We start from the raw sequence: 14847 nt of genomic DNA on the forward strand, positions 1-14847 counted from the left end.
GTGCTCCTGGGAATCCGTGATGGCGCGGACGCCGTGCTCCTGGGAATCCGTGATGGCGCGGACGCCGTGCTCCCGGGAACCCGTGACGGCGCGGACGCCGTGCTCCCCGGAATCCGTGACGGCGCGGACGCCGTGCTCCCCGGAACCCGTGACGGCGCGGACGCCGTGCTCCCCGGAACCCGTGACGGCGTCGACGCCGTGCTCCCGGGAATCCGTGACGGCGCGGACGCCGTGCTCCCCGGAACCCGTGACGGCGTCGACGCCGTGCTCCTCGGCGCTCGTGGTGCCCTCCCGGACGCCCGTGGTGTGCTCCTCGGGCATCGTCTCCGCCGCGCGGGGCGTCGGCCTCGGTGGCCCGGCCTTCGGCCGGTCGCCGTGCCCGCTCTCCGGCGCGCTCTCGTTCGTACGCGGGGGCATGCCCTCTCCTCAGTGTGCTGGGCGGAAACGGTCGGGCGGCGCGGCCCGCGCCGTGGGGGACGGGGAGGTACGGGCCGCGCCGGTCGAGGGGACGAGACCGGTGGGCGGGCCTCGTCCGGTGGGTGGATCAGTACGCCCGGTAGCGGGTGCGCCGACGCCACCACATCACCGCGGTGCCGATCAGCAGGACCCCGGCGACGCCCGCCGCCGCGGATGTCGCGATCAGCGTGGTGTCGGGGCCGCTCGCACCGGTCGCCTGCAGCCCGTCACCCAGCTGGTTGCGTACGTTGTTACCGGTGCCCTTCGCCAGCGGACCGCGCGAGCCCGAGGTCGGCTGCGCCAGATAGGGGAAGGAGTTCCCGAACTTCTGGTCGTTCGCGTCGACCCCGTCACCGAGGCCGGTCTTCTGACCGACCAGGAAGCCCTCCATCACCTGCAGCGCCTCGTCGATCACGTCGTCGGTGAGCCGACGCCCGTTCGGGAAGCCCGCGTTGTCGCCGTCGAGCACACCGAGCCGCTTCGGCGTGGCGCTCGGCTTGATCGAGGTGTTGAGCCGCAGCTCCTCCGCCGGCCGTACGTTCGGCGGCTGGTTGAGGCCCTTCACGCCCTTCAGGAAGACGTCCACCAGGTCGTTGCGGGGCTCGGCCGGCGCCTTGATCTTGTAGATCGCCTCGATGAGCTTCGGCACCTCCGGGTTGGTCACGTTCTTCAGGAACTGCGCGTCGTACCGCGGCGAGGACGCGTTGAACCTGTCCTTGTCCTTCTGCGGGTTGACCACCTCGTTGACGAGCGGGTTGCCGAGGCGGGAGACCTGCGTCCAGTCGCCGTGCGCGTCCTTGCGCTGGACCGTCGACCAGATGCCGACGACCGGCTGGTACTTCGACTGCCGGATCAGGTCGTTCGGCACCTGCAGGGCGAGGGAGTTGACGTTGTAGCCCTTGAGGGTGTCGTTGCCGACCTCCGAGAGGTTCCCGCCGTAGAGCAGGTCGAAGACGCGCAGATCCGCGAAGAAGGGGTCTTCCGCCTGTCCGGCGAACGTCTGCGCGCCGCCCGTGAGCTTGTACACGGCCTGGTCGCGCAGCTTCCCGTAGTCCGGCATCGACGCCTTGCCGACGTTCGACGGCGCGACCGGAACGTTGTCCGCGACCCTCGTCCGCGCGACGACCTTCTCGTCGCGCAGCTTGAGCAGGTCGATGTTGTAGGTCTGAGTGATGTTCAGGTTGGGGTCGCCGAGGCTTTTGACCGCGCCGGTGTTGTACAGGAAGGTGTTCCCGTTCTTCCTGTGCGTCTTGAACGTGTAGCGGAAGACCAGGTCGCTGCGGGCGTCACCGTTGCTGTCGATGTGGATGTCGTACTGCGCGTCGTCCGCGAAGGTGTAGAAGTTCGGCCCGCCCGCGGGCTCCTCGAAGGGGATGAAGTTCGCGATGACCGTCGTCGTGTCCGGCTTGTCGGGGCTCACGAACGCATACAGGTCGGTGTTGTCGTACTGCGGCTGCCCGGAGATCAGCGGGGCCTCCCGGTGGGAGGAGGCGGAGGCCGCCCGCGGTTCCAGCGCGGACACGCCGGCGGCCGCGAGCCCCCCGGCGGCCAGCGCGCCACAGATGAGGGCCGCGATGCTCCTGCGCCCCACGCCGCTCCTGGAGATAGGTGTCATGCCGTCCGTCCTCAGTGCCAACTTGCCTGACACACCGGGATTCGGAGCGGCCGCCGAAGCGGATTGGTCGAATCTGAGAAATCATTTCGTGCCTGCTCGACCCGCGTTTTCGCGCCGCTGATCCGTAACACCGTCCGAGAGCGTGAGCGCGAAGAGCGCCACAGTGACGCGAGCGGGCCGTGCCGACGGCGCAGAGGAGGGTACGAGTGGGGGCGGACGAACTTCTGGTGCTCGTGGCCGGAGGCGACCAGAAGGCCTTCGAGGAACTGTACGGAATGGTGTCCGGGCCGGTGTTCGGCCTGGTGCGGCGGGTCGTACGGGACCCGGCGCAGTCGGAGGAGGTGTCCCAGGAGGTGCTGCTCGAACTGTGGCGCTCGGCACCGCGGTTCGACCCCGGCCGCGGCAGCGCACTGGCGTGGATCCTCACCCTCGCGCACCGACGTGCCGTCGACCGGGTGCGCAGCGCCCGCGCGGCCGGCGAACGCGAGCAGCGCGAGGCCCGGCGCGCCCACCACCCCGCCTTCGACCACGTCGCCGAGGAGGTGGAGGCGGGCCTGGAGCGCGAGTGGGTGCGCCGCTGCCTGGACCGCCTCACCGCACTGCAACGCCAGTCGGTCACGCTCGCCTACTACGACGGTTACACGTACCGTGAGGTGGCCGAGCGGCTCTCGCTGCCGCTCGGCACGGTCAAGACGCGGATGCGCGACGGACTCACCCGGCTGCGCGAATGCCTGGGAGGAGTCGCATGAGCCTGTTCTCCCGCCTGCGCTCCGGCGATCTCCACTCGCTCGCCGCGCCCTACGCTCTCGACGCCCTCGAACCCGACGAGCGGCGCCGCTTCGAGAGGCATCTCAAGGGCTGCGACCACTGTGCCGCCGAGGTGCGCGCCCTGTCCGAGGACGCCGTCCGCCTCGCCTGGTCCACCACGGCCCTGGCCCCGCCCGGCCTGCGCGACCGCGTCCTGACCGCCGTACGGAACATCCCACAGGACCCCGCGCCCGCGCAGGACGCTCCCCGCGCCCGCGCACCCCATCTTCCGCCGCACGTCTGGGGCACCGCACCGCCGCCACCGCGCGCCCGTGCGCCCCGGCTGCGCCCCCTCTTCGCCCCGCTGGCCACGGCCACGGCCGCGGCGGCCCTCGTCGTCGCCGCGCTCTTCGCCGTACAGGCCACCCAGACCCAGGACAGACTCGACGCGGAGCGCGCGCAGGCGCGTGAGATCGCCCACGTTCTCGCCGCCCCGGACGCCCGTGCGACCAGCGATCAGGGCGCCGGCGGCCGAGGAATCGGAGTGGTTGCCTCCGTATCCGAGGGCCGCGCCGTCGTCACCCTCAGCGGACTCGGTGCACCGCCCGGCGGCCGGGTGCACCAGCTCTGGCTCATGCGCCCCAACGCCCAGCCGCGCTCCCTCGGGCTCTTCAGTGGCGACACGCCCTTGGTCGCGAGCGGTCTCGGCAGGTCCGCGACGTCACTCGCCGTAACCGTCGAACCCGATGGCGGCTCAGCACAGCCGACCAGCCGACCGGTTGTCCAACTCGCCCTGCGATCCGTCGGATTCGGACAGTAGCCGTCAACCCCCTTACAGGGAAGGTGAATCCTGTGCCCGCGATACACGAGTGCCACGGGGGAGCGATAGGGTTACTCTGCCCGGGCCGGGTGGACTCGTACGGGTGGGGAGTGACATGGAACAGATAACAGTGCGCAGCAGGGCCAGGGTCCCTGCGATCACCTGCGGAAGCAGCGCGACCAGTTCGCGCCTCGACCGCCATCTCTCGGTGCTGGCAGGTCCTGCCATCCCGCAGCGCGAGACGGCCGAGGCGACTTCGCTGATGCGTGAGCTGACCGCGCGTGACACCGTGCGCCAGCGGAGCGGCAGGAGTGCGCGCGTCAGCAAGGTCTCGCTCTTCGCGCCGCTGCGCCGACTGCGCCGATCGCTGTTCGGCGGGCGCTGAGCGGCACCTGCGTTCCTCACGGCGCCCGCGAGCGGGCGTTCCACAAGGGCCCGCGCTCAGGCCGCCACACCGTCCCGGCGCAGCGCTGCGATCTCGTCGTCCGTCATCCCCACGGCACGCAGCAGCACCTCGGTGTGCTCCCCGAGCGCGGGCACGTCCCCCATCCGTGCGTCGGTCCCGCCCGGCAGCGTGATCGGCGGCAGCAATGCCCTCAGCGGTCCCACCGGCGTCCCCACCTCCCGCCACCGCTCCCGGGCCGCGAGCTGCGGATGCTGCGCCACGTCCCATAGGTCCCTGAGGCGCGCGCAGGCGATGCCGGCCGCCTCCAGGCGGGCCACGGCCTCGTCCGTCGCGAGCGCTTCCAGCGCCTTGCCGACCAGCGCGTCCGTGTCCTCCCGGTGGGCGACCCGCGCCGCGTTGGTCGCGTACGCGGGATCGGTCCCCAGCTCCGGCCGGCCGAGCACCTGCTCGGCGAGCCGCCGCCACTCCCGGTCGTTCTGCACGGACAGCAGCACCCGTCCGCCGTCCGCCGTCGGATAGGCGTCGTACGGCGCGATGACGGCGTGAGCCAGGCCCGTGCGCGCCGGTGGAGTGCCGTCGTGCATCGCGTGGTGCAGCGGATGTCCCATCCACTCGGCGAGCGACTCCAGCATGGAGATCTCGACCGGCCCGCCGCGCCCGGTCGTGCCCCGCCGGACGAGCGCCGCCAGCACCCCCGAGAACGCGTACATGGCCGACGCGATGTCCGCCGCCGGGATCCCCGCCTTGACCGGCTCCCGCGGCGTCCCGGTGACCGACACCAGCCCCGCCTCGCACTGCACGAGCATGTCGTACGCCCGCTTGTCCGCGTACGGTCCCGACGCCCCGTAGCCCGAGATGTCCACGGCGATCAGCCAAGGGTGCGCCGCGCACAGCGTGGCCGCGTCCAGGCCGAGCCGGGCGGCGGCGCCGTGGGCGAGGTTCTGCACGAAGACGTCCGCGTCCGCGACCAGCCGGCGCACGACCTCCAGCCCCCGGGGGTCCTTCAGATCCAGTGCGATCGACTCCTTGCCGCGGTTGCACCACACGAAGTGTGAGGCGAGACCCCGGGCGGCGGTGTCGTAGCCACGGGCGAAGTCACCGCCGTCGACCCGCTCGATCTTGATCACCCGTGCACCCAGATCGGCGAGCTGGCGGGTGGCGAAGGGCGCGGCGACGGCCTGCTCCACGGCGACGACGGTGATGCCCTCCAGGGGCAGGGGAAGTGGCTCCATGCCGTGGATCATGTCCCCTGCACCACGCCTTTGTCAGTACCGGGCAGTGCTCTCCGCGTGCGGAGCGGCGGCACTACGTCCCCCGCAAGGAGGATCTGTAGGAGCCGGCGGTCGACGCCGTCAGCGGGGAGCACGAGCCGTGCGAGCCCACTGCCTAGAGCAGCGCGAACTGGCCTTCCGGGCCCTCCTCGTGGTGGTCGAGCACCGATGCGGGGCGGCGAGCGGCCTCCGGCACCGGAAGGACCCCCGCCGTACGCAGCCCGGCGGCCGTGATGGGCGCGGTCGTCACCGTCAACTCCTCCTGCTGCGGCCGGAGTTCGGCGAGCAGCGCCAGGACGGTGATCAGTTCCAGGAGCTCGGAGGTCCAGGCCTGCGGCCAGATCGCCGGGCGGATCGCCGCCAGCGTGCCCGGCTCGGCCTGCACGGTGCGGGACGTGAACCACTGCTCCAGCACACGGACCCCGCTCACCTCGAAGTCCCAAGCGGCGGACGGCACCGGGGAGACGCGGCCCTCGTCGAGATGGAGGGTCTCCTCGTCCCGGTCGTAGTGGAGGGCGAGCGGGAGGGAGGGGAGGGGTGCGCGGACGTAGGGGCGGCGGCCGCCGGGGAGCTTGGGACGTTCCCCGTCGCGGCGCATCAGCCAGAGCATCCGGCGGCCCAGCTCGACACCGCGCGCCCAGAGCCCGGTGTCCTCGGTGAGCGGGACGACGAGGCCGTGGGGGCCGGGGCGTACCGTCGCCGTGCTCCAGGCGAGGACGTCCATGGGGCCGGGGGACAGGCCCAGACGTTCGCCCAGGTGCTCCAACAGTCCGGGGGCCAGATTGGGTTCCTCGCCGCCGGGCCGCCGGTACAGCGGGCGGATGCGGCCGGCCCGGAGCACGGGCGGCAGGGAGGTCGCGAGCAGGAGGGGTCCGGGGGAGTCGGGCACGGCGGCCGTCTCCACGGCGAAGACCTGGTGCTCACCCGCCACGCGCCACAACTCCGGCCGTGCCACGTCGATCAGACGGTGGTCGGGGATGAGCCACTGCTCGTCGAAGGGCGCATGCAGCACCCGCAGCGGCTCCGGGCAGGGGCCCGAGGCACGGATCAGCTTCTCGGTGCCGGTGGACTGTCCGGGCAGCTGACCGACCGCCGAGTGCAGCGTGCGCGAGCGCGTCGGCTCGAACAGTGTCTCCCGGTCGGGGCCGTGGGCCTTCACCAGGGTGTCCCAGCGCGCCCTCAGGGAGGCCGGGTCGGGCGCCGACGGCCAGGCCCGGCCCGGCCGCAGGGGTGCGACGGACCACGGCATGAGGTCCGCGAGCAGCGGAGCGTCGTCGTGCGTCACGGTGGGCATCGTACGACGTGATCAGGTGGCCTCGAGGGTGACCGTGAACGAGAAGCGGTCCCCGCGGTAGTGGATCACCGCCACATCCAGGGGCCTCCCGGCGGTGTCATAGGTGACGCCCGTGTAGCGCAGGATCGGGCTGAGCAGCGGGACGCGCAGCAGCCGCGCGGTCTCCGGGTCCGCGAGCCGGGCCTCGACCGTGTCGGTGATACGGCTGATGTCCGCGCCCACGACGTCCCGCAGCACCTTGGTCATCGGCCAGCGGACCAGGACGTCCAGGTCGATGAGCTCGGCCAGCTCCGGGCGGACGTAGTTGAGGGCGTGGTTGGTCGGCTCGCCCGTCTTCTCGTCGCTGCGCAGCCGGTGGTACGTCGCCACCTCCTCCAGGCCCGGGAAGTGCTCGGCGAGTTCGGCCGGCACCGGCGCCCTGCCGTGGTCCAGCAGCTCGGTCGTCATACCGGACTGCTGGGCCACGATCGCGTCCACCGAGCCCAGCAACCGCACCGGGGCGCCCCTTCGCGCACTGGGCTCGATGAACGTGCCGCGCCGCCGGTGGCGAGTGATCAGCCCCTCGTCCTCCAGCTCCTTCAACGCCTGCCGCATGGTCAGCACGCTCACCCCGTAGTGCCCCGCCAGCTGCTCCTCGGTGGGCAGGCGCAGCGGGTCCTGGGGCGAGCGGCCGAGTATCGAGGCGCGCAGCGACTGCGACACCTGGTACCACAGCGGCAGCTTGCGGTTCAGGACGATGGAGTCGGGGGCGAAGGAGGTCACGGGCTATCCGTACCGGTCGTCGGCGTTCGGTGCAACGGGCGGAAGTGGCGTTCGAGGCCCCGCCACACCTCGTCGTAGCCGCGCTGGAGATGCTCCGCCCGCGCCGCCTGTGGCGTCAGCGTCACGGGCCAGCGCGTCTCGAACATGAACGCAAGGCCGTCGTCGACCTTGTGCGGCAGCAGTTCGGCCGCGCTCGCCCGCTCGAACGTCTCCCGGTCCGGACCGTGCGCCGACATCATGTTGTGCAGCGAGCCCCCGCCCGGCACGAAGCCCTCCGCCTTCGCGTCGTACGCGCCCTCGACGAGGCCCATGTACTCGCTCATCACGTTCCGGTGGAAGTACGGCGGGCGGAACGTGTCCTCGCCCACCAGCCAGCGCGGCGCGAACACCACGAAGTCGACGCCCGCCAGACCGGGGGTGTCGCTCGGCGAGGTCAGCACCGTGAAGATCGAGGGATCCGGATGGTCGTAGCTGATGGTGCCGAGCACATTGAAGCGTCGAAGGTCATAGGTGTACGGCACATGGTTGCCATGCCAGGCGACGACATCGAGCGGCGAGTGGTCGTACGTCGCCGTCCAGAGGTTGCCGCAGAACTTGTTCACCACCTCGACCGGGCCCTCGACGTCCTCGTACGCGGCGACCGGGGCCCGGAAGTCCCGAGCGTTCGCCAGGCCGTTGGCGCCGATCGGGCCGAGATCGGGCAGACGGAAGGGCGCGCCGTAGTTCTCGCACACATAACCGCGGGCCGTCGGGCCCGGGCCGCCCTCCGACGCGGCGTCCAGCAGCTCCACTCGGAAGCGCACCCCACGAGGAATCAGCGCCACGTGGCCGGGCTCCACATGCAGCAGCCCGAACTCGGTGCGCAGCAGCAGCCCGCCGCGCTCCGGGACGATCAGCAGCTCGCCGTCGGCGTCGCTGAAGACGCGGTCCATCGAGGCGTTGGCGTGGTAGAGGTGCACGGCCATGCCGGTGCGCTGGGTGGCGTCGCCGTTGCCGCCCAGGGTCCACAGGCCCCCGAGGAAGTCCGTCCCGGCCGCGGGCTCGGGCAGCGGATCCCAGCGCAGCCGGTTCGGATCGGGCACCGTCTGCGTGAACGGTGCCGAGCGGATGGCGCCGTTGTCGGTGCGGGTGAACTCCGGGTGCGCCGCCGAGGGCCGGATGCGGTACAGCCACGAACGCCGGTTGTGCGACCGGGGTTCGGTGAACGCCGTGCCGCTCAGCTGCTCCGCGTACAGCCCGAGCGGTGCGCGCTGGGGCGAGTTGCGGCCCTCCGGCAGTGCGCCCGGGACCGCCTCCGAGCTGTGCTCGTTGCCGAAACCGGAGAGATAGGACAGCCCCTCCGCGATCTTGCGCGCGTCCCCGTTCATCACCGCTCCCTCGTCGCTGATTCCTATGCATCACCGTAGGATTCGGGAGTCGGGTGCGCAAGAGGGAGCGGAGCACGGCACTACCGTGAGGTCGAGGGCAAGGGTGCGCCCCAGGTGGCGGTCGAGGTCCAGCCGGACCCCGGCGACACCGGGGACGTGCGACTGACGGTCCGCCACTTCCGCTTCTCGCCGCCGGGTGCGCGTCCCATGGCCGAGGCAGGCCGCGGCGTCGCACGGCTCTACCTGGACGGCCGCTCCCTCACCCGGCTGCGCACGGTCGACCACCACCTGCCCGGACATCACGGCGTCGGCGACCGAGGCGAGGCGGCCTCCCACGGTGAGAGGTGACGCGTGGCAGCCCGATGAGTGCAGGGGCCATCGGCTTCCGTACAGACGGGCAAGGTTCACCGGCCCCCGGCGGAGAGGCATTATGAAGCCCGTGCCCCACGCGACATCGCTGCGCCGCGCGCCCGTCCAGCGCCGTAGCGCGGAACGACTGACCAGGATCCTCGACGCCTGCGCCGACCTCCTCGACGAGGTCGGCTACGACGCCCTGAGCACCCGGGCCGTGGCCCTGCGCGCGGGCGTGCCCATCGGCTCCGTGTACCGCTTCTTCGGCAACAAGCGGGCGATGGCCGACGCCCTGGCCGAACGCAACCTGGAGCGCTACACCGAGCGCGTCACCCGTCGGCTGGCCCGGGCGGAGGGTGAGGGCGGCTGGCGCGCGGCCGTGGACGCGGTGCTCGACGAGTACCTGGACATGAAGCGCACCGCGCCCGGCTTCTCCCTCGTCGACTTCGGCAACCAGATCCCGGTCGGCGCCCGCCACGCCGAACCCAACCACCGGGTTGCGGAGCGTCTGACGGACCTCCTCTCGGCGTACCTCGACCACGAACCGGACGAAGACCTGCGCCGTACGTTCCTGGTCGCGGTGGAAACGGCCGACACCCTGGTCCATCTGGCCTTCCGGGTGGACCCGCAGGGCGACGAGAAGATCATCGAGGAGACACGGGTGCTGCTGCGGGCTTACCTGGTGCGGGTGCTGGACTAGATGTACCAGCGCTTCTGACCGATCTCCGTGTGACAGCGCGGAGATCCAGAGCGGCTCCTGGGCGGGCGCCGGGGGTGGTTTCGGGGGAAGTGTCCGAACTGCTCCTCGACTCCTCGCTGATTTGCGACCTGTGCCCCGTTGGCCCTCCCCACCCTTCATACCGGTCGGTATGCTCGGCTCCGTTCGTGCGTCACCGCTGCCGCCACCCCTCCGGGAGGACTCGTGTCCCGCACCGCTCTGCGTATCTGCCCCCTGTGCGAGGCCACCTGCGGGCTCACGCTCACCATCGAGGGCACCCGTGTCACCGGTGCCCGCGGCGATCGTGACGACGTGTTCAGCAAGGGGTTCGTCTGCCCGAAGGGCGCCTCCTTCGGGGCCGCCGACTCCGATCCCGACCGGCTGCGCGTGCCCCTCGTGCGCCAGGACGGGGAGCTGCGCGAGGCCACCTGGGAGGAGGCGTTCGACGCGGTCGCCGCGGGGCTGCGGCCGGTCGTCGAGCGCTACGGGCCGCATGCCGTCGGCCTCGTCCTCGGCAACCCGACCGTGCACACGATGGCCGGTGGCCTCTATCCAGCCGTTCTGCTCGCCGGCCTGCGCACCCACAGCCTGTTCACGGCCTCGACGCTGGACCAGATGCCCAAGCACGTCTCCAGCGGGCTGATGTTCGGGGACGCGGGCGCCATCCCCGTGCCCGACCTCGACCACACGGACCATCTGCTGCTGATCGGCGCCAACCCCCTCGAATCCAACGGCAGTCTGTGCACGGCCCCCGACTTCCCGGGCAAGCTCAAGGCCCTCAAGGCCCGCGGCGGCACCCTCACCGTGATCGACCCGCGACGCACCCGGACCGCCCGGCTCGCCGACCGGCATGTCGCCGTCCGCCCCGGCACCGACGCCCTGCTGCTCGCGGCCATGGCGCACGTCCTGTTCGAGGAGGACCTCGTCGACCTCGGGGACCTCGCACCGCACGTGCGGGACATCGACGAACTGGCCGCATCGCTGCGGGACTTCACTCCCGAAGCCGCGGCCGGGGCATGCGACGTCGAGGCGGACACCATCCGCGCCCTCGCCCGCGAGCTGGCGGCCGCGCCCACCGCCGCCGTCTACGGCCGCATCGGCAGCTGCACCGTGCCGCACGGCACCCTGGCCAGCTGGCTCGTCGACGTGCTCAACGTCCTCACCGGCAACCTCGACCGGCCCGGCGGCGCCCTCTTCCCGCTGTCGGCCACGGACAGGACGCCCAGGCCCGCCGGGCCCGGCCGCGGCTTCGCGCTCGGACGCTGGCACTCGAGGGTGCGCCGGCACCCCGAGGCCAAGGGCGAGCTGCCGATCGCCGCGCTCGCCGAGGAGATCGACACCGCCACGGACGAGGGCAGCCCGGTCCGCGCCGTCATCGTCGTCGCGGCCAACCCCGTGCTCTCGGCCCCGGACGGCGACCGCCTCGACAAGGCGCTCGGTTCGCTCGACTTCATGGTCAGCGTCGACCCGTATCTGAACGAGACCTCGCGCCACGCGCACGTCGTCCTGCCGCCGCCCCCGCCCTCCCAGGCGCCGCACTTCGACTTCGCCTTCAACACCCTCGCCGTGCGCAACCAGGTCCGCTACAGCCGCGCCGCCGTCCCTCTGGAGCCGGGGCGCATGGCCGAGACCGAGATCCTCGCGCGGCTGGTCCTCGCCGCGACCGGCATGCACGGCGCCGACCCGGCCGCGGTCGACGACCTGGTCATCGACCAGACCCTGGGCAAGGCGGTCACCGAGGCCCACTCACCCGTCCACGGCCGAGATCCGCGCGAGGTGGCCGCGCAGCTCACCGGCGAGAGCGGTCCCGAGCGGCGGCTGGACATGATGCTGCGCCTGGGCCCGTACGGCGACGGGTTCGGCGCACGGCCCGATGGGCTCACCCTGGAGAAGCTTCTCGCCCACCCGCACGGCATCGACCTCGGTCCGCTCCGCCCCCGCCTGCCACAGCCGCTGAGGACCCGCAGCGGGAAGGTCGAACTGCTGCCGGGACCGATCGCGGACGATCTGCCACGGCTGAAGCGGGCGTTGAGCGAGCGTGCGGTTGGGCTCGTGCTCGTCGGGCGGCGCCATCTGCGGTCCAACAACAGCTGGCTGCACAACGTGCCCGCCCTGACCGGCGGTTCCAACCGCTGCACCCTGCACATCCACCCCGACGACGCCGAGCGGCTCGGACTCCGTGACGGAGCGCCGGTACGGGTCAAGGGCGCCGGGGGAGCGGTGACCGCGCCCGTCGAGGTCACCGACGGAATCCGGCGCGGGGTCGTCAGCCTTCCGCACGGCTGGGGCCACGACCGGCCGGGCACCAGGATGAGCCATGCCGCCCTGGACCCCGGCGTCAACGTCAACCAACTCCTGGACGGCAGTCTGCTCGACCCGTTGTCGGGCAACGCGGTGCTCAACGGCATACCCGTTGACCTCACACCACTCGACACGCCGAGCTGACGGGGGAGGCCCCTGGCGCGGCAAAACTAACATCGCTAGTTTGGTGCCGATCGCCAGTGTGGGCGTGGACGACGTCGCCCGGCCCGGGAGGATGACGATGAAGGCACATGACGGCATGTACATCGAGGGTGTCTGGCGCCCCGCAGCCGGGGCGGACACCATCGAGGTCGTGAATCCGGTCGACGAGCAGGTCATCGGCCGGGTCCCGGCGGGTACCGCCCAGGACGTCGACGCCGCCGTACGCGCCGCCCGTGCCGCCCTTGCGGCCTGGGCCGCCACCGCGCCCGCCGAGCGGGCCGCCCGGCTGACCGCCCTGAGGGACGTGCTCGTGGCCCGCAAGGACGAGATCGCCGAGACGGTCACCGCCGAGCTGGGCGCACCGCTTCCGTTCTCCCAGGCCGTCCACGTGGGCCTGCCGATCCTGGTCGCGGGCTCGTACGCCGAACTGGCCGCGACGCACGCCTTCGAGGAGAGGGTCGGCAACTCCACCGTCTACCAGGAGCCGATCGGGGTCGTGGGCGCGATCACTCCCTGGAACTACCCACTCCACCAGATCGTCGCCAAGGTCGCCCCGGCACTGGCGGCGGGCTGCACGGTCGTCCTCAAGCCCGCCGAGGACACCCCGCTGACCGCCCAGCTCTTCGCGGAGGCGGTCCACGAAGCGGGCGTACCGGCCGGGGTGTTCAACCTCGTCACCGGTCTCGGCCCGGTCGCGGGCCAAGCGCTCGCCGGGCACGAGGGCGTCGACCTGGTCTCCTTCACCGGCTCCACGGCGGTGGGCAGGCAGATCGGCGCGACGGCCGGAGCGGCCGTCAAGAAGGTCGCCCTGGAGCTGGGCGGCAAGTCCGCGAACGTCATCCTGCCCAGCGCGGACCTCGCCAAGGCGGTGAACGTCGGCGTCGCGAACGTGATGTCCAACTCCGGCCAGACGTGCAGCGCGTGGACACGGATGCTGGTGCACCGGGAGCGCTACGAGGAGGCGGTGCGACTCGCCGCCGGTGCCGCGGCGAAGTACGGCGACCGCATCGGCCCGGTGGTGAACGCCAAGCAGCTGGCCCGGGTGCGTGCTTACATCGACAAGGGCATGGCGGAAGGCGCGCGCCTGGTCGCGGGCGGCCCGGACTCCCCGCACGAGCGGGGCTACTTCGTGCGTCCCACCGTCTTCGCCGACGTGACTCCCGAGATGACGATCGCCCAGGAGGAGATCTTCGGCCCGGTGCTGTCGATCCTTCCCTACGAGGACGAGGAGGACGCCCTGCGGATCGCGAACGGCACGGTGTACGGCCTCGCCGGCGCCGTCTGGGCGGGTGACGACGCCGAGGCGGTCTCGTTCGCGCGCAGGCTGGAGACCGGGCAGGTGGACATCAACGGAGGACGCTTCAACCCCCTTGCCCCGTTCGGCGGTTACAAGCAGTCGGGGGTGGGCCGTGAGCTGGGTGCGCACGGGCTCGTCGAGTACCTGCAGACCAAGTCCCTCCAGTTCCAGGAGCGTTGAGCGAGATGGTCCGTGCCGCTGTCCTGCCCGCCGTCGGTGCCCCGCTGCAGGTCACCGAGATCGAGCTTCCCGAGCCCGGACCCGGCCAGGTCCGGGTCCGGCTGGCCGCCGCCGGGGTCTGCCACTCCGATCTGTCGCTGTCCAACGGCACCATGCGGGTGCCGGTGCCCGCGGTCCTCGGCCACGAGGGCGCGGGAACGGTGGTGTCCGTCGGCGAGGGCGTCACCCATCTCGCGCCCGGCACCGGTGTCGTCCTCAACTGGGCCCCCTCCTGCGGGAGTTGTCATGCCTGCGGGCTGGGGGAAGTGTGGCTGTGCGCCAATGCGCTGACCGGCGCCGGAGAGGTCCATGCCCGCCGCGGGGACGACGGCACGGAGCTGCACCCCGGTCTGAACGTCGCCGCGTTCGCGCAGGAGACGGTGGTGGCGGCGTCCTGCGTGCTGCCAGTGCCCGACGGCGTGCCGCTGACCGACGCGGCTCTGCTGGGCTGTGCCGTGCTGACGGGATACGGGGCCGTGCACCACGCGGCGCGGGTGCGGCCGGGCGAGACGGTGGCTGTCTACGGGGTCGGCGGAGTGGGTCTGGCGACACTCCAGTCGGCACGGATCGCGGGCGCGGAGCGCATCATCGCGGTGGACGTGTCCCCCGAGAAGGAGGAACTCGCACGACGGGCCGGGGCGACGGACTTCGTGCTCGCCTCCGACACCACCCCCCGGGAGATCCGCGGCCTCACGGACAAGCAGGGCGTCGACGTGGCGGTGGAGTGCGTGGGCCGTGCGGTCACCATCCGCGCGGCCTGGGACTCCACTCGCCGCGGCGGCCGTACGACGGTCGTCGGCATCGGCGGCAAGGACCAGCAGGTCACGTTCAACGCCCTGGAGATCTTCCACTGGGGCCGTACGCTGTCGGGCTGCGTCTACGGCAACGCGAACCCGGCGCAGGACCTGCCGGTCCTGGCCGAGCACGTGCGGGCGGGCCGCCTGGACCTGGGCGCGCTGGTGACGGAACGCATCGCGCTGGAGGGGATCCCGGCGGCGTTCGAGAACATGCTGGCAGGCAAGGGAGGCCGGGCGCTGGTGGTGTTCTAGGACTCACCAGCC

At 72.0% G+C, this 14847-nt stretch carries 13 protein-coding genes; 8 read left to right on the top strand and 5 right to left on the bottom strand.

Features of this window, described 5'->3' with window-relative positions; translation table 11 throughout:
* Window positions 1-544 precede the first annotated feature (544 nt).
* Window positions 545-2071 (bottom strand): DUF4331 domain-containing protein, encoded by a 1527-nt coding sequence (locus ASC56_RS18980; RefSeq protein WP_055492656.1) that lies wholly within the window; start codon window positions 2069-2071, stop codon window positions 545-547.
* Window positions 2072-2277: 206 nt separating this feature from the next.
* Here ASC56_RS18980 and ASC56_RS18985 point away from each other — a divergent pair, with 206 nt between their 5' ends.
* The 3 genes from ASC56_RS18985 to ASC56_RS18995 all read left to right on the top strand — a co-directional run bounded on the left by ASC56_RS18985 (window position 2278) and on the right by ASC56_RS18995 (window position 4023).
* A complete protein-coding gene (locus ASC56_RS18985) occupies window positions 2278-2820 on the top strand; it encodes a sigma-70 family RNA polymerase sigma factor (protein WP_055492657.1) in 543 nt (180 codons plus the stop codon).
* Window positions 2817-3638, top strand: a complete 822-nt coding sequence (locus ASC56_RS18990) for an anti-sigma factor domain-containing protein (RefSeq protein ID WP_055492658.1) — start codon at window positions 2817-2819, stop codon at window positions 3636-3638. Before ASC56_RS18985 ends, ASC56_RS18990 begins: the two co-directional genes overlap by 4 nt.
* Window positions 3639-3753: 115 nt before the next feature.
* Window positions 3754-4023 carry a hypothetical protein gene (locus tag ASC56_RS18995; RefSeq protein ID WP_055492659.1) on the top strand — a complete coding sequence of 90 codons (270 nt, stop codon included), beginning with the start codon at window positions 3754-3756 and terminating at the stop codon, window positions 4021-4023.
* Window positions 4024-4079: 56 nt separating this feature from the next.
* Here the strand turns inward: ASC56_RS18995 and ASC56_RS19000 are convergent, their stop codons facing one another.
* The 4 genes from ASC56_RS19000 to hmgA form a co-directional block, all read right to left on the bottom strand.
* Complete coding sequence (locus ASC56_RS19000) at window positions 4080-5288, bottom strand: CaiB/BaiF CoA-transferase family protein (RefSeq protein WP_199836028.1); 1209 nt, start codon at window positions 5286-5288, stop codon at window positions 4080-4082.
* A 142-nt stretch (window positions 5289-5430) separates the two neighbouring features.
* Window positions 5431-6609, bottom strand: a complete 1179-nt coding sequence (locus ASC56_RS19005; protein ID WP_055492660.1) for a type ISP restriction/modification enzyme — start codon at window positions 6607-6609, stop codon at window positions 5431-5433.
* Between the two features lie 12 nt (window positions 6610-6621).
* Window positions 6622-7371, bottom strand: coding sequence for a GntR family transcriptional regulator (locus tag ASC56_RS19010; RefSeq protein WP_055492661.1), 750 nt, complete (start codon window positions 7369-7371; stop codon window positions 6622-6624).
* On the bottom strand, window positions 7368-8738 hold the full coding sequence (gene hmgA, locus ASC56_RS19015; RefSeq protein ID WP_055492662.1) for a homogentisate 1,2-dioxygenase: 1371 nt from the start codon (window positions 8736-8738) through the stop codon (window positions 7368-7370). The genes ASC56_RS19010 and hmgA overlap by 4 nt, the downstream gene beginning before the upstream one ends.
* 114 nt (window positions 8739-8852) lie before the next feature.
* Between hmgA and ASC56_RS19020 the strand changes: the two genes are divergently transcribed.
* The 5 genes from ASC56_RS19020 (at window position 8853) to ASC56_RS19040 (ending at window position 14835) form a co-directional block, all read left to right on the top strand.
* Window positions 8853-9086 (top strand): hypothetical protein, encoded by a 234-nt coding sequence (locus ASC56_RS19020; RefSeq protein WP_055492663.1) that lies wholly within the window; start codon window positions 8853-8855, stop codon window positions 9084-9086.
* Between the two features lie 82 nt (window positions 9087-9168).
* A complete protein-coding gene (locus tag ASC56_RS19025; RefSeq protein ID WP_055492664.1) occupies window positions 9169-9789 on the top strand; it encodes a TetR/AcrR family transcriptional regulator in 621 nt (206 codons plus the stop codon).
* A gap of 222 nt (window positions 9790-10011) precedes the next feature.
* The gene (locus ASC56_RS19030; protein WP_055492665.1) at window positions 10012-12252 is read left to right on the top strand and encodes a molybdopterin oxidoreductase family protein; all 2241 of its coding nucleotides are present in this window, start codon (window positions 10012-10014) and stop codon (window positions 12250-12252) included.
* 97 nt (window positions 12253-12349) lie between these two features.
* A complete protein-coding gene (locus ASC56_RS19035) occupies window positions 12350-13747 on the top strand; it encodes an aldehyde dehydrogenase family protein (protein ID WP_055492988.1) in 1398 nt (465 codons plus the stop codon).
* 5 nt (window positions 13748-13752) lie between these two features.
* On the top strand, window positions 13753-14835 hold the full coding sequence (locus tag ASC56_RS19040) for a Zn-dependent alcohol dehydrogenase (protein WP_055492666.1): 1083 nt from the start codon (window positions 13753-13755) through the stop codon (window positions 14833-14835).
* Window positions 14836-14847 lie beyond the last annotated feature (12 nt).

Source organism: Streptomyces sp. TP-A0356 (genome assembly GCF_001417775.1).
GTDB lineage: Bacteria > Actinomycetota > Actinomycetes > Streptomycetales > Streptomycetaceae > Streptomyces.